The following is a 25238-nucleotide window of genomic DNA, read 5'->3' on the forward strand; positions in this document are numbered from 1 at the left end:
AACGTATTGCAATACCAAGAGAGGCTTGGGTTCTCTGCGGTTGCCCCGGCAAGGAACTCGACCGTAAGCTGGGCCCCGTGTTGAACCGTGAACCCGCATAAAGAATAGAACCTTGTAGGAGCAGGCTCCTACAGGTCGTAGAGAGTCCGAACCCAAGGAAACCGTATGAGCCTGTCGTTGCTTAGCCGTTATGCATTCTTTGCCGTGTGTGTCATTTTCACCCTCGCCAGCCTCCCCTTTATCCAACACGAATGGCTCTGGCCGATGACCCTGGTGACCGGCGTGCTCAGCCTGATCGGCGTGTTCGACCTGCTGCAAAGCCCCCACGCGGTGCGCCGCAACTACCCGATCCTGGGCAATATCCGCTACCTGGTGGAAGGCATTCGCCCGGAAATCCGCCAGTACCTGCTGGAGTCCGACAGCGACGCCCTGCCCTTCTCCCGGGCCCAGCGTTCGCTGGTGTACTCGCGGGCCAAGAATGAAAGCGCCGACAAACCCTTCGGCACCCTGATCGACGTGTACCAGTCCGGTTTCGAATTTATCGGCCACTCCATGCGCCCGGCCCCGTTGAGCGACCCCAGCGCCTTTCGCGTGGTGGTCGGCGGCCCGCAGTGCACCCAGCCGTACTCGGCGTCGGTGTTCAATATCTCGGCCATGAGCTTTGGCTCGTTGAGCGCCAACGCCATCCGCGCCCTCAACCAGGGCGCCAAGCTCGGCAACTTCGCCCACGACACCGGCGAAGGCAGCATCAGCGCCTACCACCGGGAAAACGGCGGCGACCTGACCTGGGAGCTGGGCAGCGGCTACTTCGGCTGCCGCACCAGCGACGGCCGTTTCGACCCCGAACGCTTTGCCGTGCAGGCGCAAAACCCGCAGGTACGGATGATCGAAATCAAGATGAGCCAGGGCGCCAAGCCCGGCCATGGCGGGATCCTGCCCAAGCACAAGGTGACGAAGGAAATCGCCGAGACCCGTGGCATCATGATGGGCGAAGACTGCATCTCGCCGTCACGCCACAGTGCCTTCTCCACGCCGATTGAGCTGATGCACTTTATTGCCCAGTTGCGTGAATTGTCCGGCGGCAAACCCGTGGGCTTCAAATTCTGCCTGGGCCACCCGTGGGAGTTCATGGGCATCGCCAAGGCCATGCTCGAGACCGGGATCCTGCCGGACTTTATCGTGGTCGACGGCAAGGAAGGTGGCACCGGCGCCGCCCCCGTGGAGTTCACCGACCATATCGGCGTGCCCCTGCGTGAAGGTCTGTTGTTTGTGCACAACACCCTGGTGGGCCTGAACCTGCGGGACAAAATCAAACTGGGCGCCAGCGGCAAGATCGTCAGCGCCTTCGATATCGCCAGCGTCCTGGCCATCGGCGCCGACTGGGCCAACTCGGCCCGGGGCTTTATGTTCGCCATCGGCTGCATCCAGTCGCAGAGCTGCCACACCAACAAATGCCCGACCGGCGTGGCCACCCAGGACCCGTTGCGCCAGCGCGCACTGGTGGTACCGGACAAGGCCCAGCGCGTGTTCAACTTCCACCGCAACACCCTCAAGGCCCTCGCGGAAATGCTCGCGGCGGCCGGCCTGGATCACCCTTCGCAGTTGTCGGCCAAACACCTGGTACGGCGCATGTCGGCCACCGAGATCAAGCTGTTCTCGCAGTTGCATGTGTTCCTCAAGCCAGGGGAACTGCTGACCGGTGAAGTGAACGGCGAGTTTTATTCGCGGATGTGGCAAATGGCGCGGGCCGACAGTTTCGAGCCCCATGAAGTAGAAGCGGCTTAAAGGACAAATGTTGTGTTGAAAGTGATCGCCGAAGACTTTATCAAACCCGAACACCTGGAAACCGTGCGCCCCTGGTACGCCGAACTGGTGGAAAAAACCCGCCAGGAACCGCTGTGCATCGCCTACGACTTGTTCGTCGACCAGAAAGACCCGGGGCACTTTATCTTCATCGAGCAATGGCCCGACCAGGCCGCGCTGGATGCCCATTGCCAGACCGAACACTTCACCCGGCTGGTGCCGCAGATCAACGCGTATCAGGCCAAGCCTTGCCGGGTGTTGTTGATGGATGGGTTTTAATCCCTCATTGAAGAGGCGGTTTCTGGCAGCCACTCGCCAACGGGCAAATAGCCATAAGCTGGGCTTTTTCCTTACCTACCCTATAGGTGCCAAGCAACTGCCAATAGGCAGGAAGCTTTCGCGTGAGGGTGCCACGGTCCTGGGCATCAATCAGCCAAAGTCGGCCTGAGGCCGTTGTGAGCAATTCCAGGTCATCGACATAGATCTGATCGGCCTTGTCTTGAATCAGTGTGGAAATCTGATACCCGTTGGGACGCCCTGATGTGCCATCCGCGTTTATTGGTGTGTACTGCATCGCAGGGCGTTCGCTCTTGAGGTAATAGATCATGGACAAGTGCATGAAAGGCTCCAGCACCAACACCCCGTCTCCCGGCTGCGAAGTGTGGTCAACATAATCGGCCAGCGCGCCCAGCTGGTTGTTTTCATAACACCACGTACACGTCTTGTTATACACATGCCACAAACCATTCAACTCAAGCAGAATAACCGCTGACAAACCGATGACGAACGCCGACTTACTTCGTGTCGACATGCCCTCCAGTGCCATTGCAATGACGAGAGGCAACGCCAGCCCGGCAAATAAAAAATAACGTGGATACAGCAGCGGCCAAAACAATGACACCAGCATGATCGCCGCTATCGGGCACCATACATACACAACAAGAAGTGCATTATTTTTTCGATCACTTGCATCCCACAGACAAATAGATACGGACGCGATCCACACCACCAAGGCCAGGCCATAAAACCCCCAGACAGGCACCTGCTGACCTTCACTGAAATTCAGAAAAAACCAAGTCAGCTCGACCAACTCCTTAATACCCGGCTGGGCGATCCAGTCCAACCTCGAATACGTCAATTGATTTAGCAGGCTGGGCAACCAGGGTAAAAAACAAATCACAATCAAACCATTGGCCAGCCACCAACTACGACTCCACAGATACTTATATTTTATCTGTCGAGACGTTGCCAGAAGCGAAATATAGGCCCAATGGGACAACAGGCATAAAGCCGCAAAATAGTGCGTATAAAGCCCTGCCACCATCAGCAGGATGTACAGGGCGAGCGGAACTTTACTCTGCGGACGGTCAAGCCAGTAGATAAATGCAATCGTCGCGCCCAGCATCAAAGCCCCCAGGAACGAGTACATACGGACTTCCTGGCTGTAGCGAACGGCCGCCGGAAAGATCGCCAATAATATGCTTGCCAGCATTGCCGCACGTCGAGGGAGCAACAGGTGCGACAACCAGATCCCCAGCGCCACCGAAACAACCCCAAAAAACACACTCAGACTGCGGGCGGCAAAAGCGCCATTACCGAACACCTTGATCCACTCATGCAACATCAGATAGTACAGTGGCGGATGAACATCACGGGCCGTATGAGACAGAATTTCAGAAGGCGGCTTCATACTCAGCAGCAGGCTGAAAGCCTCATCAAGCCATATACCTGTTTCAGTCAACTCGGCAAACCGCACCCCCACTGAAACCAACAACACAAAAAAATAGAACACTATAAGAGCCAGGGAAATATCAATTTTTGTTCGCTTCGAGTTATCAACACCGCCCATAGCCACCCCATCAAATTGACTCATCTGGCGTCTCCTGGTTCTTCACTACATTGGCGACTACATACCGCGGCCTATGCTTGGCTTCCATATAGATCCGCCCCACATATTCCCCCAATATGCCAATCCCGATCAGTTGCACACCGCCTAAAAACAGAATCGCCGTCATCAGCGACGGATACCCCGGCACATCATTGCCAAACAGCAATTTGTCGATGATCAGATACCCCGCATACCCCAGCGCCAATAACGAAATACCGGCACCGATGTAACTCCATAACCGCAAGGGCAAGGTGCTGAACGAAGTGATGCCCTCCAGCGCCAGGTTCCACAGTTTCCAGGCATTGAACTTGCTGTGGCCGACCACCCGGCAAACCCGGTCATATTCGACGATAGCCACGGTGAACCCGGCCCAGGACAGTACGCCCTTCATGAACAATTGCTGCTCCGGCAACGTCTTGATCACGTCCACCACCTTGCGGTCCATCAGGCGGAAGTCGCCGACGTTTTCTTCGATATGGGTGTAGGCGATGCGATTGAGCAGGTGATAGAACATCGAGGCACTGTGGCGTTTGAGGTAGCCATCGCTGGAGCGATCACGACGCTTGGCCAGGACTACATCGGCGCCCTCCTTCCATTTCTCGATCAGGCGCGCGACCACTTCAACCGGGTCTTGCAAGTCGACGTCCATGGGCACCACCGCCTCACCGCTGGCGTACGCCAGGCCGGCAAACAGTGCCGGTTCCTTGCCAAAATTGCGGGAAAAGTTGATCAACACCACATCGCTATCGGCCAACGCGATATCCCTGGCGATATCACCCGTGCGGTCGGTGCTGCCGTCATTGATAAACACGATCTCGACTTCGTGATCCTGCAACGACGGCTCCTGGCGTACGGCCCGATAAAACAGGTGTATCGCCTGCTCCTCATTGAACAACGGCACGATCAGCGAGAGCCTCATGGGGCGGACCTGCGGAACACCCAGTACTTCGATAGCAGGAAACCGCACACCAGGCTGACCAGGGAAAACACCACCACGGTGACCAGCCCGGGCAAGCGCCAGCGATCCGCCAGCCACCCCACCGCCAGGCTCAAGCTGCCCAGGCAGAAGATGAACAGCAGGTAGCGGCCCAGCGAAGCCGCCATACCAAAGGTGAAAGTGGCATTCGCAAAAAACGAAAAGGTCGCCGCCACGCAAAAGGCCAGGAAATTGCTGAAGGCCTGGCTCAGATCAAAGGCGGCCCTGAGCACGAAAAACAGCTGCCAGTGGATCACCGTATTGGCGATGCCGATCACCGTGTAGGTGGAGAACCCCATCCATAGTCTGCCCATGCCACCATCGCGCCTCGTTGCCCATCGCGGTCGATGGGCAAGCAAGCCATGCCGAAAAAACCTCGTCTACTGTCAGAACTAACAGGTAGGGGCGGTTATGCGACCGGCGGTACAATTCCATCCCGAAATTGAGACATTCCGTAATATCCATCCTTTGCAATTGCTTACAAATACCGCCAACCTGCGCCCGCCCGACGCGCGGCAGGATCATTGCCGACACCCGCGGGTCAGTATTTAACCCACTGTTCAAGAGCCCGAGCCATGCTTAACGGACGCGACCCGCGCATCGACTTTTTTCGAGGCCTGGCGTTGATTTTCATTTTTTGGGATCACGTGCCTCACAACCCCCTTGGTCAGATCACCCTGCGTAACGTCGGCTTCAGCGATGCCGCCGAAGTCTTCGTGTTCCTCGCCGGCTACGCCTCGATACTGGCCTACAGCAAAGTGTTGCAGCGCGAAGGTTTTTGGATGGCCAGCCTGAAAATCCTGCGCCGTACCTGGGTGTTGTATGTGGTGCATATTTTCTTGCTGGCGATGCTGATGGGCATCGTCTTCTTCGCCAACAGCAAGGTGGAGACCCGCGACCTGGTCCAGGAAATGGGCCTCACGCACTTCATTACCAACCCGCAGCAAGCCCTGACCGATGAATTGCTGCTGCGCTTCAAGCCCAACCTGATGGACCCGCTGCCGCTGTACATCGTGTTGCTGCTCGGTTTGCCGCTGGTGCTGCCGGTACTGGTGCGCGCCCCCCTGGCGGTGGTGGCGGTGTCGGTGGTGGTGTACCTGCTGGCGCCCAAATTGGGCTGGAACCTGGCGGCGATTGCCGATGGCGTGTGGTACTTCAACCCGGTGACCTGGCAGTTATTGTTCGTGCTCGGCGGCGCGGCGGCAATCCGCGCCGGGCAGCCCCGTGCACCTGAGACCCGGCCGTTGCAGCGACAACCGCTGTTTCTTGCGGCCGCCGCCTACACACTGCTGGCCGGCGTGATTACCGTGTCCTGGCGCTGGCCCGAGATCCACGATGAGCTGATGCCCGCCGCCTTGAGTAACCTGCTGTACCCGATCAGCAAGACCGATCTGTCGCCGGTGCGCCTGCTGCACTTCCTCGCCCTGGCCTATGTCACCGCCAAGCTGCTGCCCGGCCGCGCCTGGACACAAAACTGGCTGGCGCAACAAAGCTGCCGCATGGGGCGCTATTCCCTGGAAGTGTTCTGCCTGGGGGTCTTACTGGCGCCGCTGGCGGATATGCTCAACGCCCAGGTCGACGACGCCTGGCCGATGCAGATATTCAGCGCACTGCTGGGCCTGGGATTGATGGCTGGGCTGGCGGCATGGCTGGAGTTCAACAAGCAACTGAACCTGGCCCGGCGCAGTGACGAGCGCCCCTTAAATAGTTAGCCCCCGAGCCTGGGTGCGGGCTGATTCCATCTACCTTCCACTTATCGTGAAAGGTAGAGCACATGCCGACTCATCAATTACTCAACGGCCTGTCTGGCAATCTGCAATCGAGTACCGCCTGGGCCCAACAACAGGCGCTGGAGCTGATCCAGCGCAACGTTCACCAGGCCCTCGATGGCCTGGACACCCAGGAAAAAAAACGCTTTCTGCAGCTGCAACGCGACGCTCTCGCAGCCCTGGCGGCGGTTGAAACCGAGAAAGAGCGAGTGGTCCGGGCCTTCAAGACAGACAGCCTGATGCAGTTGCGCAACCGGATCGGCGGACGCGACCCGCAGTTATACCGCTTCGAGACCACCTATCTGGAAAAGGTCGAGCATGCCTTGCCCTGGGATCGTCAACCGGGCAGCCACATCCGCGTGCCCCGCCGCTCCGATAGCAATCTGCGCGAAATCGAACACGTCAAGAGCATGACCTTGTGGGAAGCCGCCTGCGTGAATTTCGGCTTTACCTCCGCCATTCGCCAGGACTCCGGCTACAGCCTGGTGGACGCCAGCCGCGTGGTAGGCCCCGATGGCGATCGCAGCCTCAGCGCCCGGGCGTTCATCACCATCGCCCGCGAGCTGGACCTGGGCCACCAGTTGCAAGTAAAGATCAAGGCCGCACTCGGCGAGAACGGCACGCTGCGCCGGTTGATGAGCGAGGCGGCGCTGGCACTCTTGCGGTTCGATGCGCTGGACGCCTGGCGCAACCGTGCCCACAACGGCATGACCCAGGCGGTATACGACAGCCTCACGGCGTTGATCGAGGGCAACGGGCCGCCCCTGGTCGTCGAGAGCCTGAGCCTGACCTCGGGCGTCACCCCCGTGATTGCCGTGCCCTTTGTGCCCTGGCAGAGTGCGATTCCCGTTCCATTGCTGCTGATCAGAGTGGCCAGCCTCGCGGTGCTGTCCTATTTCCCCTTTCGCCCCGGCGGCGCGTTCCGCTACCACCGCGACGCGCGCTCGGCCGAGGCTGATTTTCGCCAGCAGTTGCTCGACAGTCACCAGCAAGGCGACCTCGGCTGGTTTTCCCGCCAATTACCGCTGGTAGGCCTGTCGTTGTTCCGGCCGTTGCTGACCCAGGAACCACGCCCCGAGGGCATGAGCTGGCTGGCCGGGCTTCTGTATGACGGCTTTCACAAAGCCTTCCCGGAACAGACGCTCAACGACATTCATTTCGCCACCGACCCTGCCACCGGCCCCACCGAAACCCTGCTGCAAGCCCTGACTTATCGCCAGATCCAGCGCTGCCAGGCCGATATCGACACCCTCGCCAACACCCGCTCCGAAGCCGACTGGCAAGCGCTCAAGGACGCCACCGCCGCTATCGCCAACGAAGTCCTGCAACTGTTGCTCACCCCCCTGCCCGGTGGGGTCACGGGGATGAATCGGGTCATGCAACTGGCGGTGCTCGGCAGCATGACCTACAGCGTCAGCGCAGGCCTGGATGAAGCCATCAAGGGCGACGCCAGCGGCTTCGCTTCGACCCTGACCGATGTCGCCGATCTGGCCGTCAGCGGGCGCTTGATCAGCGTTGCCGGCAAAGCCCATCGCCAGCGCATGCTCCACTACCTGCAACAGCTGGGTAACCCGCGCAAGGTCACGCGCCCCGACGGCGTGGATGAATTGTGGAAACCCGACGCCCGCCACTACGCCCATGACCAGCAATACCTGCTCGAAGGTAAAAGTGCCGATGCCCTGTGCATGTTCACCGTACAAGGCAGGCAGTACGTCAAACTGCACCACGAGCGCCAGACCCTGGTGGCCGAGGTCATCCACGACCAGCACAATCAGCGCTACGTGCTCAAGAACAGCCGCAGCGCCTACAAGCCTGCGATTGTGTTTGCCCCGCACCTGCAAGCCTGGACCTTCGACTTGCACCACACCCGAGACCTGTCGGATACGCAGTTGCTGCAACAGATGCTGCACAATGGTTCGTCGATCATCTCCCCGGTCGACCTGGAACGGATGCTGCGCAGCACCGCCACCTCCCGCGCCATCCTGGAAAATGTCTGGCGCGGCGCACCGCCCCCCCTGAACCTGATCGAAGGCGTGCGGCGCCTGCAGGCCGATCAGGTGATCCAGCAGATTATCGAACACTTCCACGAAGCCGGTTATTTGCCCCCCTATGGCGATAGCGTGGTGCTGTGCCTGCTGACCCAACTGCCCGAGTGGCCCGCCGCAGTCCTGTTGAGCATCAGCGACCCACAACGCTCAGTGATCGAAACCTTTGGCAAGACTGAACAGCGGGTGCCTGGGTTGACGACCCTGACAATCGTGCGCAACGAAGACGGCAGTTACCAGGCCGAACGTTATCGCGGCCAGCCGCGCTACCGCGCCGCCCCCCTGCTGGACCTGGTCATCAGCCTGCAGCCCGACACCTCGCAACTGGGCCTGACGGAGCAAGCCGATGCCACGCCCGCCCAGCGGATCATGGCAGTGCGCCGTGCCGTTGTAGACCTGGCACGGCGCGAACGCACGGCCTTGTTCGCGGCCCTGGTGAACTACGCCAGTTATGAAAAAAGCGAGCAACTGCCGCCCCCCACTGTCCGGCGTTTCTTGCCGGTCAAGGCAGCAGAGCCCCTGGTGGCCGTCACCCCGCTGCTGAAAAAAATGCGCGACCTCAACAGCCCATTGTCACCGGCACTGCTCCAACGGCTGTTGGAACAGCATCCACTGAGCCCAAGCCAACAACAGGCCTACCTGCGTGGCGGGCTTTTGCCAACGGCCTTTTATGAGCTGTTGGACACTCACCGCACCGCCCTGCGCATCGACGCCGCCATCGACGCGCTGTATCACCCCCGTCAGTTCAACAACGACGCCGATCAATGGGCCAGGGAGTTCGCTTCCGCCTTGATACAGCAACGTCTCAAACGCAGATTCGTCATCACCGAAGTGATCGCTGACACCATCGCCAGCCCTTATGTCTCCAGCGGCCCCGACGACCTCACCGTGGAACTGCGCCACTTCGGCGAAGGCGTCTACGAGGCCTATGACATGCGCAATGCCGGCACGATTGCCGTGTCACCGGCGGTGGACAGCTTCTACCTGGCCATTGGCTCAGTGCTGCAACCCCATGAACGGCAGCTACTCAGCATGAGCAGCGAAACCGATGCCCTGGGCCTGCGCGCTACCCTGGGTGACTACATGAGCAACCAGCGCGGCCCTTCAGGCTTTGTCAGGCTGGCCAACGGTTCGCTGGCGCAGTACGAACACACCCTGTCCTTGCCACACAAACTGCAGCTCGATGCCCTGGGCCTGCTTCCCCTCAGCGGTGACCATTACCTGCCCCTGTTTGGCTCCTGGTATCGGATCATCTATGACAGACGGGTATTCAAGTGGCGGCTCATGCATCCGCAAAAGGTCGGCGTCGACACCCCGACCCTGGAGCACAACGGTGAAGGTGCCTGGCGCCTGTCCAGCGAGAACCCGATGAGCTGGGATGACCACAGCCTGCTCTATCGCCTCGGCAGCGACCACTACGCATTCCCCAAGGATATGGCCACGTCCATTCTCGCCCTGACCGACACCCCGCCCCATGTATTGCGCCAGATACACCGTAGCAATCGGGCATCGCCGCCGCTGCTGGCCGATACGTGCAAGCGCTTGCGCATCGACCAGGAAATCAACCGGTTCATCGAGGCGATGTATGCCCTGCCCAGCAACCCTTTCGCCCGTCCGGACCTGCAATTGCTGGTGATTACCAGCCTGCCCGGATGGCCCGACACCCACGTGTTGCAGATTGTCGACCGCGATAATCGCGTCACCCACCAATACCCCGAGCACCAGCGGCCCGACAACCAGGTGGTGACGGTCACCGATGCGCAGTTCAAAAGTGCCCGGCTGCTCGAGGCCATCGTCCCCCACGATGACGTTATCGAGGGCCTCCTGGGGCAGGTCCCCAAGACCACCGAGCAGCGTCTGGTCCAACTGGTCACCCGGATCGTCGAGTACACCGAACGGGAGCGGGCGCAACTCCTCAAGTCTTTGTACCGACGCAGCGAGTCCGGCGGCACCGAGCAAGAGCGGCGTTTCAAGGCCAAACACCCGGAACTGCCCACCAGCACGGTCAAGGCGATCCTGGGCCAGGCCTCGTCACGGGAGCTCAGACAACTGCATAAGCACAACCAATTGAGCCTGCGCCTGGCGGAACAGGCGCGCACAAGTGCCCACGACTTGCGCCTGAACCGTGCGTACGAAGGCCTGTATGTGGATGCCTGCGCCAATGCCGACAGCGACCGGATCACCCTGTACCTGCTGCGACTCCTGCCCGCCTGGCCGAAAACCCTGCGCATTGATATTCGCGAATGGGACAACCAGGGACGCTTGCTGGAAACGGCAGGGCATCTGGTGGGGACATCACGCAAGACGATCGCCAGGACCAACCGGGGGTATCAGGCCTATGACCAACAGGGCGAACCGCTGGGCCAGCCATCGAACAGATTGCTGCGGGTCATTCTCAGTACCTTGTCTGCTGCCGAGCAGAGCTTGCTTCAGGTTGACACCCAAAGCGGTATCGCCGAGCTGCAGTACCAGCTTGCCGAACTGGCCTTCGCCCGCCGTATTGAAATCAAGGGTCTGCTGGACATCCCACACCTGCAACCCTGGATGCAACCGGCGATGGGCGTTGACCGTTCGTTCCTGGTGTATCCGTTATGGCAACGAATCTGGCCTTTTCGCGGCCCCCGGCCACCGGACCTGGTGGCCAAGGTCCAAGAGCTGTACCCCCATTTCAACAACGACGATGCACGGCGACTGCTGCAGTCATTGAACATGAGCGACCCAGAAAAACTGCTCGAGCTGGAACGCCGCCAGGCGGAGTATCAGGCCATGGATGTGGAGCTGTCGCGCTGGAGTGAAACCCTGTTGCCGACCGACAACGAGCTCAACGATCCCCTGGGCATGAACCGCGGAAGGCGACGCCATATTGCCTACCAACTGCGCAGCGCATGGCGTCAGGAAAACGCTACGTTTTACATCGCCGGGCTATTCAACGTGCCCTCGCTGGAGTTGCAACTGGACGACGAAGGCTTGCCTCCTGCGTCATTCCTGACGGGCACCACCGGCTTCAATCACATTGAATACCTGCGGATTTCCGGCAATGCGTTCCCTGCGACAGGGTCGGAGTTTCTTGGCAAGTTCACCCAGCTCAAGGCATTGCGCATTGATTGTCGCCTGACTGAACTGCCCCAGGCGATCACCGACATGACCACACTTACCCACCTTGACCTGAACGACAACGACCTGCACTTGACCCAAGAGTCTGTGCAACGCCTGGCAAGCATGGTCAACCTGCAGAAACTCGATCTGAACGATAATCCGGACCTGACCCTCGTACCGGATGTCAGCCGGATGCTGCAAATGAATACCTTGCACCTGGCCAATACAGGCATCACTCAGTGGCCCATCGGCGCCAGCGCCCTGCCAAGCCTGACAGAACTGCACTTGCAGGCAAACGGGATCACCACCATCCCTGAAGAGGTTTTCACCAACCCATGGCTGCAAACTGCCAATCGCAACACCCTGCTCCATGAAAACCCGTTGTCCGCCGAGACCCTGGCGCGCATCGACACATACCGCCTGGATACCGGCATCCGCCTGGGCGGGCAACTTCGCACACCGGCCCATGCTCCCGTAGCGGCAAACGACCTCGACACCTGGCTGACAGGCGTCGCGGCACAAGACGTGCCCGCCCGCCGAGAGCTGTGGGAACAGTTGAAAGCGAATGAAACCGCCAGGGCCGATGATGTGTTCCGGGTGCTGCGTGACCTGAAGCGAACCCACGCCTATCGCCACACGGCATCGAGGGCGCGCCTGACCGAGCGGGTCTGGACCTTGCTGATCGCCATGGGCGAGTCGACGCAACTGCGCAACGCGGTCTGCCTCAATACCTATGGTTCAGGCAATTGCGGCGACAGCGTCCTGTTGGCATTTACCAACATGGAGCTGCATCACCGGATCCATCAGGCCAAGCAGCAGCCAAGGAGTTACCTGGCCGACAGGGCATTGCTGGAGCTGGCCAAGAGCTGCTTTTACCTGAACCAGCTGGATCACTTTTGCGACCGGTTTATTCTTGAGCGCGAGCAGGCAGGGCTTGAAGTCGACCCCGCCGAGGTCACCGTTTACCTGCGGGACAAACTGGCCCGTGAATTCAACCTGCCGTTTTATCCACTGGCGTTGCTGTACACCGTGGATGATTACGTCACCGACGAGGTGGTCAATGAAGCGCGCAGGAGTCTGCGGGCACTCGGCCAGTCACCGGCGTTGCAGGAAGCAATCTTGATGACCGACTTCTGGGTCGAGTATCTGGCCAGCAGCGAGCCGGAAGCGTTTTTCACCGTCAAGGGCACCATCGCTTACAAAGTCGGCGCGCTGAATCAGGAGTTTCCGACCAAGGACTCGGATGAGTATTGGATCCGCCACCAGCAACTGCTCGACGAGGAAACGGCCGAACAGAACCGCCTTGTGCGTCAGTTGACCGAGGGCACGCAACGGACGTTGATGCACGTCTGAAGCGCGACTGGCCTGCCTGTGAAGCAAACAGGCAGGCCAGGGGTCAGGGGATTACGCCGAACGTTGCGCGCCAAGACCGTCCTGGGTCGGCTGCAGCTTGAACACGTAGAACAGCACGGTCAGGAATACCAGGAACACCGGGCCCACATACAGCGCCACGCGGGTATCCGGGAAGTAAGCCATCAGGCCCACCACCAGTACCAGGAACGCCAGGGCCAGGTACGAACTGACCGGGTACAGCCACATGCGGTACTTCAGGGCCTTCTGTTCGGCCGGGCTCAGGCTCTTACGGAACTTGAGCTGGGCCAGCAGGATCATCACCCAGGTCCAGATCGCACCGAAGGTGGCGATGGAGGTGACCCATACGAAGACCTTGTCCGGTACCAGGTAGTTGGCCAACACCCCCAGCAGCAGGGCGAAGATCGACAACAGCAGGGCCTTGCGCGGCACGCCGTTGCTGGAGGTGGTACCGAAGGTCGCCGGGGCCTGGCCGTTCTGCGCCAGGCTGTAGAGCATGCGCCCGGTGCTGAAAATCCCGCCGTTGCAGGACGACAGCGCGGCGGTGATCACCACGAAGTTGATGATGCCGGCAGCCGTCTTGATGCCAAGACGCTCGAAGGTCATCACAAACGGGCTGCCCTGGGTGCCGATTTCATTCCACGGGTAGATCGACAGGATCACGAACAACGCGCCGACGTAGAACAACAGAATGCGCCAGAACACCGAGCCGATGGCATTGGGGATGGTCTTCTGCGGGTTCTTCGCTTCACCGGCGGTCAGGCCGATCATTTCCACGCCGAGGTAGGCAAACATCACCATCTGCAGGGACATCAACACGCCCTGCACGCCATTGGGCATAAAGCCGCCGTGGGCCCACAGGTTGGAAATCCCCAGCGCCACGCCGTCGTTGCCGAAACCAAAGGCAATGATGCCGACACCGCCGATAACCATGGCAATGATGGTGACGATCTTGATCAGGGCGAACCAGAACTCGAACTCACCGAAGGCTTTTACCGCGATCAGGTTGATCGTGCCCATGCTGATCAGAGCCGCCAGGGCCCAGATCCAGCGCGGCGTATCGGGGAACCACACGCCCATATACACGGCAACGGCGGTGATTTCCGCAACGCAGGTCACCAGCCAGAGGAACCAGTAGTTCCAGCCGGTAAGAAAGCCCGCCAACGGGCCGAGGTAATCCTGGGCATAACGGCTGAAGGAACCGGCCACCGGGTTATGTACGGCCATCTCACCGAGGGCGCGCATGATCACCAGGATCGCCAGGCCACCAATGATGTAGGACAGCATGATTGCCGGGCCGGCCATCTCGATGGCCTTGGCCGAACCGAGGAACAGACCGACACCGATACAGGCGCCGAGCGCCATCAAGCGAATATGCCGTTCGCCGAGTTCGCGTTTGAGCGGACCGCCTTGAGCGGTCTCGCCATGGGGCAGATGGTTGCCAACAGGCATAGGGGTACAACCTCATTTTGTTATTGGATATGAACCACCGAGTGTCCGGCATCACGGCGGATCGCCACGACGCCCTCCTGCCAGGCTGCCTTTTGGGCAAACCTGCCTGGCCCTAGAAACCGGGCCCGCTCAGCGGGGGTGCAGTATAAAAAGCCATGAGCAGGGCTTTTCACTCAATAAACAGCAAGATTCAGCGAGAACTCTCGGCAAAAGCGCCTTTTACGGAGGAGCATCACCTGGGCAATGTAGGAATTGCCTTCATTAAACGGCGGCGAGTATTGCACAAGGATGGTGCACAGTCATGCCCCTACCTTTGGCGGATTTACCTGCGGGGATGGCTCTAGGACGGGCCTTCCCTGCGGTGTGCTGGCGTGGGGGCTTGTCCCCTTGCCTGACCACCGCTCGCGGTGTTTGCAGACATTCAGAGGGCTGGCTGTAAACAACGGGTATGCACACCCACCCAAACAACTGCACAGGAGAGATAGGTAGATCCCCCCGCACCACGCCACGTGCATTCGGCCAAAATCTCACACTCCACACAAATCCTTCCTACACGCCTACCAGCGTCTAAGCTTCAGACAAGTCCGATCAATCTGCGTGAATGGATCAATCGACTATGGGTGCTTCGTGGCAAACCAATTCGGCCAAGGCTGCGGTGCCAACCGACAGCCCGGATGAACAGCCACCGCCCCAAAAGCCCCGCAAACGACGCTATGCCTGGCGTATGTTGTGGTTGTTGCTGGTAATGGGCCTGATCGCGCTGGGGTTTGCCGCTTCCCGGGAAATGCGCACGTCCAAGTGGCAGGCGCGGGAGTTCAGTCGCCTGGCGGCAACCCTGACCTACAGCGTGCAGCCCGGCCCCAGCGATGCCATCGTCTACCCCGGTGCCGGCCCGTTCGATCAGCGCCTGGGCTACAGCGCCCTGGGTGACTTCTTACCCAGGCTGCTCAAGCGCGATTACCTGATCCAGTCCCAGGCGCGCTTCTCCGACGCGCTGATGAACCACACTCGCCACGGCCTGTTCGTGCCCTATGCCGAGAAAGTCCAGGCGGGCTTGTCGATCACCGATTGCCGTGGCACCGCGCTGTACCAGTTCAGCTACCCGCAGCAGCTCTACCCTTCCTTTGCCGATATCCCGCCACTGGTGGTCAACAGCCTGCTGTTTATCGAAAACCGCGAGTTGCTCAACCCCGCCCAGCCCCAGGCCAACCCCGCCGTGGACTGGCCGCGCTTTGCCAAGGCCGCCTGGTCCCAGGTCGCCAAAGTGTTGCACTTGCCCGGCCAGACGGCGGGCGGCAGTACCCTCGCCACGCAATTGGAAAAGTACCGCCACTCCCCCGACGGGCTGACCCTGTCCGGCGGCGAAAAAATTCGTCAGATGATTTCCGCCAGTGTGCGCACTTATCAGAATGGTCCGCAGACGCTGAAGGCACGGCAAAACCTCGTGCGCGATTACCTCAACAGCGTGCCGTTGTCGGCAGTGCCGGGGCATGGCGAAGTGCATGGCATGGCCGAGGGCCTGAGGGTGTGGTACGGCGCGGACTTCAACCAGACCAACGCCCTGCTCGCCGGCAGCGACCCACAATCCCTGGCGCAAAAAGGCCTGGCCCTGCGTGAAGTGCTGTCGCTGATGATTGCCCAGCGCCGCCCGTCCCATTACCTGACCAAGGGCCGCGATGAACTGGCGCAGCTCACCGACAGCCATATCCGCCTGCTGGCCCAGAACGGCGTGATCGAACCGGCACTGTCCACGGCGGCCCTGGCCAGTCAGGTCAACTATCGGGACTGGCAGCAGCAACCCACCCTCCGGCCAATCGAAACCAACAAGGGCATCCGCGTCGCCCGCAGCCGCCTGGCCGCCCTGCTCAATCGTTCGCTGTACGACCTGGACCGCCTCGACCTGGCCGCCACCAGTACCCTGCAAAGCGATCTGCAAACCCAGGCCACCGAGTACCTCAAGCGCCTGGCAGACCCGAGCGTTGCCGGCCAACTCGGCCTGCTCGGCCCGCGCCTGCTGACCGCGGCCGGCACCGCTCAGGTGCGCTACAGCTTCAACCTCTACGAAATGACACCCGACGGCGCCCGGGTGCGGGTGCAAACCGACAACACCGACCAACCCTTCGATATCAACGAGAGCAGCAAGTTGGAACTGGGCTCCACCGCCAAGCTGCGGGTGCTCACCACCTACCTGCAAATCATCGGCGAACTGCACGAGCGCTATGCCGGGCAGACGCCCGCCGCGCTGAAAAAAGTCGTGCTCGACGAGCAGGACCGCCTGTCCCGCTGGGCCGTGGATTACCTGGTGCAAAACAGCGACCGGAGCCTGGCGAACATGCTCGACGCGGCCCTCGACCGGCAGTACTCCGCCAGCCCCGGCGAACGTTTTTTTACCGGCGGCGGCCTGCATCGCTTCAATAACTTTCGCAACGAAGACAATGGCCGCAACCCGACCCTGCGTGATGCCCTGCGCGAATCCATCAACCTGCCGTTTATCCGGCTGATGCGTGACCTGGTGCGCTACAGCACCTACCAGGCACCGGGCAACAGCGCCCAGTTGCTCAAGGACGACAGCGACCCGCGCCGCCAGGAATACCTGGCCCAGTTCGCCGACCGCGAGGGCAAGACCTTTTTGCTGCGGTTCTGGAAAAAATACCGCAACAAGGACACCCAGGCCCGGCTAGCGACTTTTCTCGACAGCATTCACCCCACCGCCATTCGCCTGGCCGCCGTGCACCGGTACCTGTTGCCCCAGGCCAGCCAGCAGAGCTTCAACAGCTTTGTGCGCTCCCATCTGACCGGGACCAAGGCCGCGGAAAAACTTACCGATGCACGCCTGGAAAAGCTCTATCAAGACTACGGCCCCGGCGCCTATGACCTGCCGGACCAGGGTTACATCGCCAAGGTCCACCCACTGGACTTGTGGCTGCTTGGCTACCTGCTGAACAGCCCCGACGCCACCTTCGCCCAGGCCGTCGCCGCCAGCCAGTACGAGCGCCAGGAAGTCTATGGCTGGCTGTTCAAGAGCCGCCACAAAAGCGCCCGGGACACCCGTATCCGCACCATGCTGGAGATTGAGGCGTTCCTCGATATTCATCAGCGCTGGCAGGCGGTTGGCTATCCCTTCGACCACCTGGTGCCGTCCCTGGCCACCGCCATCGGCAGCTCCGGTGACCGCCCGGCAGCCTTGGCGGAACTGGTAGGGACGATCCTTAACGATGGGGTACGTGAACCGACGCTGCGGATCGACAGCCTGCACTTCGCCCCTGGCACGCCCTATGAAACCCGACTGGTGAACCACCCCGATAAAGGCAAGCGGGTGATGCCCAGCGAAGTCGCCACAGCCCTACGGAGTGCGTTGTCCCAGGTGGTAGACGCAGGCACCGCAAAAAGGCTGTCGGGCAGCTTCAAGTTGGCCGACGGCACGCCACTGGCCATGGGCGGCAAGACCGGCACCGGGGATAATCGCATCGAAGCCATTGGCGCCGGCGGGCGCGTCCTCAGTTCCAAGGCAATCAACCGCACGGCGACGTTTGTGTTCTATATCGGCGATCGGCATTTCGGTACCTTGACCGCCTTTGTCCCCGGCAGCGGTGCGCAGAACTTCACGTTTACCTCGGCGCTGCCGGTCCAGGTGCTCAAGGGCATGGCGCCGGTGCTGACGCCCTATCTGCAGCCCGCTGGCCACACCTTGTGCAGCGCGCCCTAGCCGTTGATCTCGACGACTCTCTCGGAGCTGCCTTCCACCAGGAAAAACCGGTAGGTCCGCCCGGCCTGTTTTTCAAAGCTGAATACCCGCCCCGGGAAGATATGGTTCTTGGTCACGGGGGCGCAGTCCGTACGATCCGCTACCGAACAGTCCTTGAACTCATCCACCACCACGACGGTGTTGCCGGCGTTGCGCAGGGTGTAGGTGCGGCCACCGTTTTCGGTGCGGGTATCGAAACGGCTGTGCTCGGGCCGCACAAAGAACACCGTGCCGTACCCCGACATCACCCGCACACCTGCCGTCAATGACGCCTCATACGCCGCGCGGTCCTCGTCGTTGACGCCAAAGTCATCGTCCTTTTCCGGCGCCACGGGCAAGTAGCGCACCCGGAAGTAACGCTCCCGGTCCCGCTCCCCCATAAACAGGAAGCGCGTGCTTTGCATCGCATTGGCGGGCACGATCAAGCGTGCCGGGCTGGCCATCAGGCCATCGCGCACCATGCCGTCGCCTTGGCTTTGGAGCGGTACTTCGTCGTAGCTGCCATCGGGTTTGTAGAGCATTTCGGTGACATTGATCTTGACGAACGCGGTGCTGGTGCCGCCATTGAACACGCGCTTGAGATAAGTGTTTTTGTCGCCATTCAAGTAATCGTAAAAATCCCCGACATTGATGGCCGGCCCGGCATAGGCATTGAAGGACCACAGCCACGCGCCCAGTACTGCATAAACGTATTTCATAACCACCTCTTACGGTCGCAACGCGTCGAATATCAGGTTAACGCTGCCAAAATAGTCGCCCGGCACGTAGCCGTCCTCCGGCTCGACGGCAGCAATGTCCAACAGCACTCGCTTGCCGACCCGCGCTTGATCGGCGGGCACCACCAGGGTGTCCGTCAGGTCCAGCGCCTGGCCGTTGAAGGACACGTTCAACAGGATCAGGCGCCGGCCGTTGGACAGCACCGGCAGATCGCCCAGGCGCGCGACAATCCCGCCGGCGCTGTTTTTCACGTCGAAGTGTTCGCGCAACGGCTTGAGCGTGCGGGTCACCAGGTTCCACGCCATCTCTTGCTCACGCTCCAAAAACACCGGGTTGATCGGCAGCACATAAAAGTCGGCGGTGGGAATGGTGACGGAGACCTCGAACACCTGCTCTTCACGGATCGCGTGGGCCTGGGTACTGAGCAACGTGACAACCACCAGCAACAGTGCTGCCAACACGACTTTGCAGCCTCTGCATGGGCGGTGCCCGTGCCTATGTGCTCTTTCAATGACCATTAGCCTTTGACCTCATATGGTTTTTTCTCGCTGCCCTCGACCAGAGTGAAGCGATACGTACGCCCTGCCTGCTTGGGGAAGCTGAAGGCACGGCCCGGCAGGATGTGGTTCTTGGTGACGGGCAAACATTCCTGGGCACCGTCGCTGGCGCAGTCCTTGAACTGGTCGACCACCACCACGCTGTTGCCATCGTTATGCATCCCGTACTCAGTGGGCTGATCGTCGATACGGGTGGCAAAGCGCGTGACCTTGGGCCGCACGAAAAACACTGTGCCAAACCCCGCCAGTACCGTGACGCCGGCCGAGAGGTTGGTTTTATAGGCCTCGCGCTCGTCGCTGGAGACGGCAAAATCGTCCTCCGGCTCCGGCATCACCGGCACAAAACGCACGCGGAAATAGCGCTCTTTGTCGCGCTCGCCCAGGTACAGCAAACGTGTGCCTTGCATGCCATCGGCAGGGACGATCAGGCGTGCCGGGGTGGCCATCAAGCCGTCGCGGGCGGTGTTCTCGAGGTTGCTCTTGAGCTCCACTTCCTCGGAGGTGCCGTCGGCGTTGTAGAGGATCTCCATCACCGAGACTTTGATAAATGCCGTGCTGTCACCGCCGTTGAAAACCCGTTTGAGGTAGGTACTTTTATCGCCGTCCAGGTAGTCATAGAACACCCCGACATTGATGTTGGGAGCGGCCGGTGCCGAGATCGGCAACCAGCACAGCGCACACAGCGCCAACAGATGTTTCATCTTCATCAGTCTCATTTAAAGTTCCGAGTCCCAGACCACCGTGACCTGGCCCGAGTAAGTGCTGCCACCGCGCTCGAGCATCTGGTCGGCGTGGTCTTTCTTGACCTCGAAGTGCAACGTGCCGGGCCGCCTGTTGACGTAGAAGCCCGGATTGAACTGCTCGGTACCGGCGCCGCTGAGCAGCAGCGGCTGGCGAATCACGGCGCTGCCGTCGGCCCGGTTCAGGCCATGGGGCAGGCTCACGCTGACGTCCAGCGGCACCTCGTGGCCGTCGGTGGTGTTCTTCAAGGCACAGGTGTCGCCGATAGACCGCTCACAGCTCATCTGCATCTTGAAACGCGACGAGGCAGAAATGCTGAAGGTCTGGTCGCGAAACAGACGCGCAGGTTTGCGGCCCTGATTCAGCCAGGCTTGCCAGCCGCCTTGGGGTACCAGCTCGATACGGTTGCCGTTGGGGGGAACTTCGACTTTGAGGTCATGTTGCACCGCCAGGGTGAAATTCAGAGTCAGCGTAGGGCTGCTGGGCATCATCACGTCGCCCAAATCGAAGTCCTTGCCGGGCCCTACGGTGTATTGATGACTACCGATGTACTCCCCTGAAGACATGCCCAATGGGTTGGGCGTGATGAGTTCATAGGCAAACTCCAGGCTGTTTAAGCGCATGGTGGGAATGTCGAACCTGGCCTGTCTGGCACATAGAGAGCCGACGGGTGTTCGCCAGAAAAACCCATAGGTTATCGTCCCATAAAGGCTCACCCCGGTGCCCAGGCAGGTACGCGGCGGGTACACCCAACTGGAGCCGGTCCACATTCTCTGATGAGCCTGCAAAGGGGTCACACCCCCTCCGACCAGGCTAATCAGGTTGGGAATGGAATATGTCGAACCGACCCCCATGATCCGTACCTTTAACGTCTCGGTCTCCTGAGTCTGCCGATGCACCACGGTCAGATCCTGCCACTCCGTTGGGACCTTAAACATTGCGCCTTGCCGTTGATCCGTATGAAACGCAGAGATCTGCGTCACGGTCTCAGCCGAAATAGCAGCCCTGAGGCTGAATATGTTCAAGGAGTTACATTGGGCAGGGAATGACACACAGTAACCAACACTGGGCGTTTTGTTCTCGAACTTATTCAAGTGCGGCTGTGCAGGGTCCGGCCGAAACTCAGCATGAATGCTCATCTCCACTGCGATTGCAGGCATTGCCAGCGACGCCAGTAACACGCTGGCCGCCACCTGCGAGCCACGCCCTAGCCACTTCGCTACATTCATGCCGCTACCACTGACGGCCTCTATCTGACGGCAGCTCATATTTGTGAATCCCAGACCACTGAGACCTGGCCCGTGTAGGTGCTACCGCCTCGACTGAGCATCTGCTCGGCGTAATCTTTCTTGACCTCGAAGTGCAACGTGCCGGGCCGCCTGTTGACGTAGAAGCCCGGATTGAACTGCTCGGTGCCGGCGCCGCTGAGCAGCAGCGGCTGGCGATTCACCGCGCTGCCGTCTTCACGGTTCAGGCCATGGGGCAGGCTGACGCTGACGTCCAGCGGCACTTCATGACCGTCCGTGGTGTTTTTCAAGGCGCAGGTGTCCCCTACGACCTGATCGCAGGCCATCTGCATCTTGAAGCGCGACGAGGCGGAAATATTGAACGTCTGGTCACGGAACAACCGTGCCGGCTTGCGCCCCTGGTTCACCCAGCCTTGCCAGCCGCCCTGGGGCACCAGTTCGACACGGTTACCGCCCGGGGGGACGTCCACCTGGAGCTGGTGTTGCACTTCCAGGGCGAAATTGAAGGTCAGTTGGTTGTCCGACGGAATCAGCACATCGCCGAAGTCATAATCTCCCCCAGGCCCCATGGTGTAGGTGAGGCTGCCAGAGTATTCACCGCTGGACATGCCTAGCGGATTGGGGGTTTTAAGCTCATAGGCATACTCGAGTTGGAACAGGCGCAACCTGGGAATATCCAGCGAGGGCTTGCGACCACAGGCGCCTGCTCCTTCAGGGACCAACCAGAAATACGTGGCAGAGGCGTTGGTAAACTTAAGGTGACCAGTACTTCGGCACGGGCTCGGAGCGTTTTGCCATTGCGCATGCCATGCGCGTCCAGGTTGCGCCCAAGCCGCCACCCCCGGCGGATTGGCCGCAGTCCAGACGCCACCTAGCCCGGCAATACGCATCTTTACGGTCTCGACTTCCCCGGTTCTGTTATGCGTCACCAGCACATCTCGCCACTCGGATGGCACTTTTACGTAATAGCCCTGGCGGTCATTCTCATGGTTGGCCAGGATCGGCCCGTTGGATAACGCCTCAAAGTTCCACTCCCGCAGGCTGAAGATATTCAACGCCTTGCACTGGTTTGGAATGTGAGACTCGCAAATAGAACTGATAGGCGTTGTATTACGAAACTGGTTCACAAACGGATTGCCGGGGTCCGGCGTAAACACGGCCGTGATGTCCTGGGTCAGCGCCACCGCCGTCGAACTGAACAACAACGTAGCGCCTACTCCTCCCAACTGGCAGATCAAAGTTCTGATGCGTTTCATGGTGGTCGGTAATCTCGTCATGCCACTCAACCTGCGGTCTGCTGGGTAAAGGTGAAGTCGGCCAGGGTGTCCGGCGTGCAGCGCAAATCCCCAATCATCAGCACGTCGTTTTCACTGTGCGCATTGGCGGTATCCAGGCGGAACTGGCACAGCAGCTGGTTGTTACGCCGCACCTCGAGGGTCGGCGAGCTGGCGTTCATTTCCAGGGAGAAAAACCCATCGACCTCGCTCACCCCACGGCTGGCGTGGTTGAGAATGTGGTGGCCCTTGAGCGGTTTGCCCTGGGGGTCCACCAGGCGCCCGAGCACGGTGACGGTGCGCATCACGCTGATCTTGCAATAGTCCACGCCGCCCTTGTTCAGGTGGTAGGCCGTGCGCGGCGGCTGGATGTTGGCCGCAGGTGCGTGGTTGCCGTCGAAGTCGAAGCTGACCGAGCTGCCCTTGTAGGCGGCGATTGGGATGAAGTTGCGCCCAGGTCGCAACATGGTGCTGCCGCCACTCAAGTCATCGGCCCGCAGGACGATGTCGTCCACATCGCTTTCAACGTCGACAATCATCCCCGAACCGCTGCCGGCATACTGGCTGGTGAGCACCATCCGCTGCCCGCCGACGGCAAAGGTGCTGTCCAGGTTGAGGCCACCGGTCAGGTCGTTATTGAACGATGAGCGCTGCACAAAACCGTCACCATTGACCGCATCGGTCTGGAAGCTGGCCATGCCGGACAGCCCGACGCCGTAGGTGTCAACCAGGGCGGTGGCCGAAACACTTTGCAGAACATGATCCTGCAGGTCGCGGCGATAGCTCAGCGAGCCGTTGTTGTCGCGGCCACCGTCACGGGAGGTGCGTGTACCGATGCTGGCCGACCATTGTTCGCCCGGGCTGCCAAGGGCCAGGCTGACGCTCAGGTCGACCCCGCGATTGCGCTTGTCGCCGGTGCTGGAGCTGGCAGGACGGTCGAACAGCGACAGTCGCCAGTTGGCGTCGTTGCCAAACAGGTGAGCCCGTTCGGTCCAGCCCACGTCCAGCCCCAGACCTTGAACGTTGCCTTCGCTGTAAGCCAACCGGGCGTTGATGGAACGCAGGTTACTCAGGCGATGGTTCACGGACAGCGACGACTGGCTGGTCTGGCCGACAAAGATATCGAGCTGGCGAATGCGGGTGCCGTCGGGCAGGGTTTCGTAGGTGTTACGGTTGTCCAGCCAACTGCGGGTGTGGTTGAACACCACACTGCCCAGCCCATAGTTGTAGAGGCTGTTGAAGTCGACGCCGGTGCCGTAGTTATCGGTCTGGTAGATGTTGGCGTAGAGACTGGCGTTATTGGCCAGGGACCAGTCGACGGACGTGCCGTACTGCATGTTGTCCTTGACCTGGCGCCCGGACAACCCCAGTACCACTCGCGGGTGAGCCAGATAGTTGAGGGAGGCACCGGCGGTCAGGTCGCCACTGGATTGCTCGTCCCAGTTGCTGAGCAGTTTGCTTTCTTGCCCGGCAAAGACGTTGTAGCGCCAGCGGTTGTCGAGGTTGCGCCAGTTATTGGGCTTGTACACCAACTCCTGGGTGGTGCTGGTGATCTGGCCGTCTTCCACCAGGCGCACTTCCACCTCGTAGATGCCGCCGGGCAAGGGCCGTGTGTCCAGGCTCTGCAAGCCTGTGGTAACGGCCTGGGTGTTGATCAACAGCCCGTTGCGGTAAATCTCGACCGAGGCCTGGCGATTGGCCGTGACGTAAATGGGGTAGATGCTCGGCTTGGGATTGCTGATCATCAGGCTGTCGGAGCTGCCGTACATCACGCCCACGGCGGTGTCGGGGCTCGCGCCGAACGTACGCAGTTGCCGGGTCAAGCCTTCGGCGTTAGGCGTGAAATAGCCCAGGCGCAGGAACTCACCGTGCATTTCACGCTGGGAGTACAACGAGTACACGGCGTGGTTGAGGGCATCGTCATCCGGGCCGCCCAAGCGCGAGAACTGCATGTTCAGCACCTGGTTCCAATTGCCCAGGCTGCCGCTGGCGTCCAGCCCCAGGCGTCCGCCCAGGTCCTGGCCCTGGCCGCCACTGATATTCAGCTGGTTACGCACGATCAGGCCCGTGCTGCCGCCCGTGGGCAGGGAGTAGTACTTCGATTCTTGCCCTTCACGCTCGGCATTCTCGGTGAGCAATGTGAGCAGGGACTTTTCCAGGTTGTAGTGCACCGCCAGCAACTGATCCGGGCAGCCACTTTCGCAGGCCCCCAACGGCACACCCTGCTTGAGGTAGTCGCCCCAGCGGTCGCGCTCGACATCCTTGATCACACTGCCTTCATGGTCAGTGAAATTCAGCAGGGTCAGGCGGTCGTCGCGGGTGAGGACAATCATCGCCTCAGAGACGAACTCCTCATCCAGTTCGACCCGTACCGCCAACGGCACATCAAAAAAATGCTCTTCGAAGTCCGCCGGTAAACCCTTGGCCTGGGACAGCAAACTTCTTGGGGTTGTGCCAGTTGCCGCGTCAGCTGCAAACGCCCCCGTACAAAACAACAAGGCGAGCGCTGCCGCGATGAAAATCATCGGGAACATGAACGGATACTCTGATTACGCAC

15 protein-coding genes are annotated in these 25238 nt (G+C 60.4%); 5 read left to right on the plus strand and 10 right to left on the minus strand.

From position 1 onward, the window contains the following. Positions 1–165: 165 nt before the first annotated feature. Both PSH73_RS20800 and PSH73_RS20805 read left to right on the plus strand, forming a co-directional pair. Positions 166–1785 carry an FMN-binding glutamate synthase family protein gene (locus tag PSH73_RS20800; RefSeq protein ID WP_057438323.1) on the plus strand — a complete coding sequence of 540 codons (1620 nt, stop codon included), beginning with the start codon at positions 166–168 and terminating at the stop codon, positions 1783–1785. Between the two features lie 12 nt (positions 1786–1797). Next, the gene (locus tag PSH73_RS20805) at positions 1798–2082 is read left to right on the plus strand and encodes a putative quinol monooxygenase (RefSeq protein ID WP_057958576.1); all 285 of its coding nucleotides are present in this window, start codon (positions 1798–1800) and stop codon (positions 2080–2082) included. Positions 2083–2086: 4 nt separating this feature from the next. Here PSH73_RS20805 and PSH73_RS20810 read toward each other — a convergent pair whose 3' ends face one another. From PSH73_RS20810 to PSH73_RS20820, 3 genes are read right to left on the minus strand one after another with little or no spacing between them, the layout of a single operon-like run. Continuing rightward, complete coding sequence (locus tag PSH73_RS20810; protein WP_305461286.1) at positions 2087–3676, minus strand: glycosyltransferase family 39 protein; 1590 nt, start codon at positions 3674–3676, stop codon at positions 2087–2089. Beyond that, complete coding sequence (locus PSH73_RS20815; RefSeq protein WP_057958574.1) at positions 3663–4610, minus strand: glycosyltransferase family 2 protein; 948 nt, start codon at positions 4608–4610, stop codon at positions 3663–3665. Before PSH73_RS20815 ends, PSH73_RS20810 begins: the two co-directional genes overlap by 14 nt. Next, on the minus strand, positions 4607–4981 hold the full coding sequence (locus PSH73_RS20820) for a GtrA family protein (protein ID WP_057958573.1): 375 nt from the start codon (positions 4979–4981) through the stop codon (positions 4607–4609). The genes PSH73_RS20815 and PSH73_RS20820 overlap by 4 nt, the downstream gene beginning before the upstream one ends. A 261-nt stretch (positions 4982–5242) precedes the next feature. On the opposite strand from PSH73_RS20820, the gene PSH73_RS20825 reads away from it, so the two are divergent. Together PSH73_RS20825 and PSH73_RS20830 are read left to right on the plus strand one after the other, a co-directional pair. Beyond that, entirely contained in the window at positions 5243–6379 is a 1137-nt protein-coding gene (locus PSH73_RS20825; protein ID WP_305461288.1) for an OpgC family protein, read from the plus strand. 62 nt (positions 6380–6441) lie between these two features. Beyond that, a complete protein-coding gene (locus PSH73_RS20830) occupies positions 6442–12930 on the plus strand; it encodes an NEL-type E3 ubiquitin ligase domain-containing protein (protein ID WP_305461290.1) in 6489 nt (2162 codons plus the stop codon). 51 nt (positions 12931–12981) lie between these two features. Here the strand turns inward: PSH73_RS20830 and PSH73_RS20835 are convergent, their stop codons facing one another. Beyond that, on the minus strand, positions 12982–14400 hold the full coding sequence (locus tag PSH73_RS20835; RefSeq protein ID WP_057958570.1) for an amino acid permease: 1419 nt from the start codon (positions 14398–14400) through the stop codon (positions 12982–12984). Positions 14401–15016: 616 nt separating this feature from the next. On the opposite strand from PSH73_RS20835, the gene PSH73_RS20840 reads away from it, so the two are divergent. Then, entirely contained in the window at positions 15017–18106 is a 3090-nt protein-coding gene (locus tag PSH73_RS20840; protein ID WP_305461292.1) for a transglycosylase domain-containing protein, read from the plus strand. Here PSH73_RS20840 and PSH73_RS20845 read toward each other — a convergent pair. From PSH73_RS20845 to PSH73_RS20870, 6 genes are all read right to left on the minus strand, one after another. Further along, positions 18103–18843: a hypothetical protein gene (locus PSH73_RS20845; RefSeq protein WP_057958568.1), complete on the minus strand. Its 741-nt coding sequence runs from the start codon at positions 18841–18843 to the stop codon at positions 18103–18105. The genes PSH73_RS20840 and PSH73_RS20845 overlap by 4 nt on opposite strands. Positions 18844–18852: 9 nt before the next feature. Continuing rightward, positions 18853–19323: a CS1 type fimbrial major subunit gene (locus PSH73_RS20850; protein ID WP_057438311.1), complete on the minus strand. Its 471-nt coding sequence runs from the start codon at positions 19321–19323 to the stop codon at positions 18853–18855. A gap of 56 nt (positions 19324–19379) precedes the next feature. Beyond that, complete coding sequence (locus PSH73_RS20855) at positions 19380–20120, minus strand: hypothetical protein (RefSeq protein WP_057438396.1); 741 nt, start codon at positions 20118–20120, stop codon at positions 19380–19382. Between the two features lie 15 nt (positions 20121–20135). Beyond that, entirely contained in the window at positions 20136–20783 is a 648-nt protein-coding gene (locus tag PSH73_RS20860) for a hypothetical protein (protein ID WP_057438309.1), read from the minus strand. A gap of 641 nt (positions 20784–21424) precedes the next feature. Then, positions 21425–22684: a hypothetical protein gene (locus PSH73_RS20865; protein ID WP_225923819.1), complete on the minus strand. Its 1260-nt coding sequence runs from the start codon at positions 22682–22684 to the stop codon at positions 21425–21427. 5 nt (positions 22685–22689) lie between these two features. Then, complete coding sequence (locus PSH73_RS20870; RefSeq protein WP_305461294.1) at positions 22690–25215, minus strand: CS1-pili formation C-terminal domain-containing protein; 2526 nt, start codon at positions 25213–25215, stop codon at positions 22690–22692. Between the last annotated feature and the right edge of the window lie 23 nt (positions 25216–25238).

This window comes from Pseudomonas sp. FP2294, from assembly GCF_030687625.1.
Classification (GTDB): Bacteria; Pseudomonadota; Gammaproteobacteria; order Pseudomonadales; family Pseudomonadaceae; genus Aquipseudomonas; species Aquipseudomonas shahriarae.

Bases quoted from the DNA above. Each gene is read 5' to 3' on its own strand.
- PSH73_RS20800 (WP_057438323.1), top strand. From the start codon at position 166: ATGAGCCTGTCGTTGCTTAGCCGTTATGCATTCTTTGCCGTGTGTGTC.
- PSH73_RS20810 (WP_305461286.1), bottom strand. From the start codon at position 3,676: ATGAGTCAATTTGATGGGGTGGCTATGGGCGGTGTTGATAACTCGAAG.
- PSH73_RS20815 (WP_057958574.1), bottom strand. From the start codon at position 4,610: ATGAGGCTCTCGCTGATCGTGCCGTTGTTCAATGAGGAGCAGGCGATA.
- PSH73_RS20820 (WP_057958573.1), bottom strand. From the start codon at position 4,981: ATGGGCAGACTATGGATGGGGTTCTCCACCTACACGGTGATCGGCATC.
- PSH73_RS20825 (WP_305461288.1), top strand. From the start codon at position 5,243: ATGCTTAACGGACGCGACCCGCGCATCGACTTTTTTCGAGGCCTGGCG.
- PSH73_RS20830 (WP_305461290.1), top strand. From the start codon at position 6,442: ATGCCGACTCATCAATTACTCAACGGCCTGTCTGGCAATCTGCAATCG.
- PSH73_RS20835 (WP_057958570.1), bottom strand. From the start codon at position 14,400: ATGCCTGTTGGCAACCATCTGCCCCATGGCGAGACCGCTCAAGGCGGT.
- PSH73_RS20840 (WP_305461292.1), top strand. From the start codon at position 15,017: ATGGGTGCTTCGTGGCAAACCAATTCGGCCAAGGCTGCGGTGCCAACC.
- PSH73_RS20845 (WP_057958568.1), bottom strand. From the start codon at position 18,843: ATGAAATACGTTTATGCAGTACTGGGCGCGTGGCTGTGGTCCTTCAAT.
- PSH73_RS20855 (WP_057438396.1), bottom strand. From the start codon at position 20,120: ATGAAACATCTGTTGGCGCTGTGTGCGCTGTGCTGGTTGCCGATCTCG.
- PSH73_RS20860 (WP_057438309.1), bottom strand. From the start codon at position 20,783: ATGCGCTTAAACAGCCTGGAGTTTGCCTATGAACTCATCACGCCCAAC.
- PSH73_RS20865 (WP_225923819.1), bottom strand. From the start codon at position 22,684: ATGACGAGATTACCGACCACCATGAAACGCATCAGAACTTTGATCTGC.
- PSH73_RS20870 (WP_305461294.1), bottom strand. From the start codon at position 25,215: ATGTTCCCGATGATTTTCATCGCGGCAGCGCTCGCCTTGTTGTTTTGT.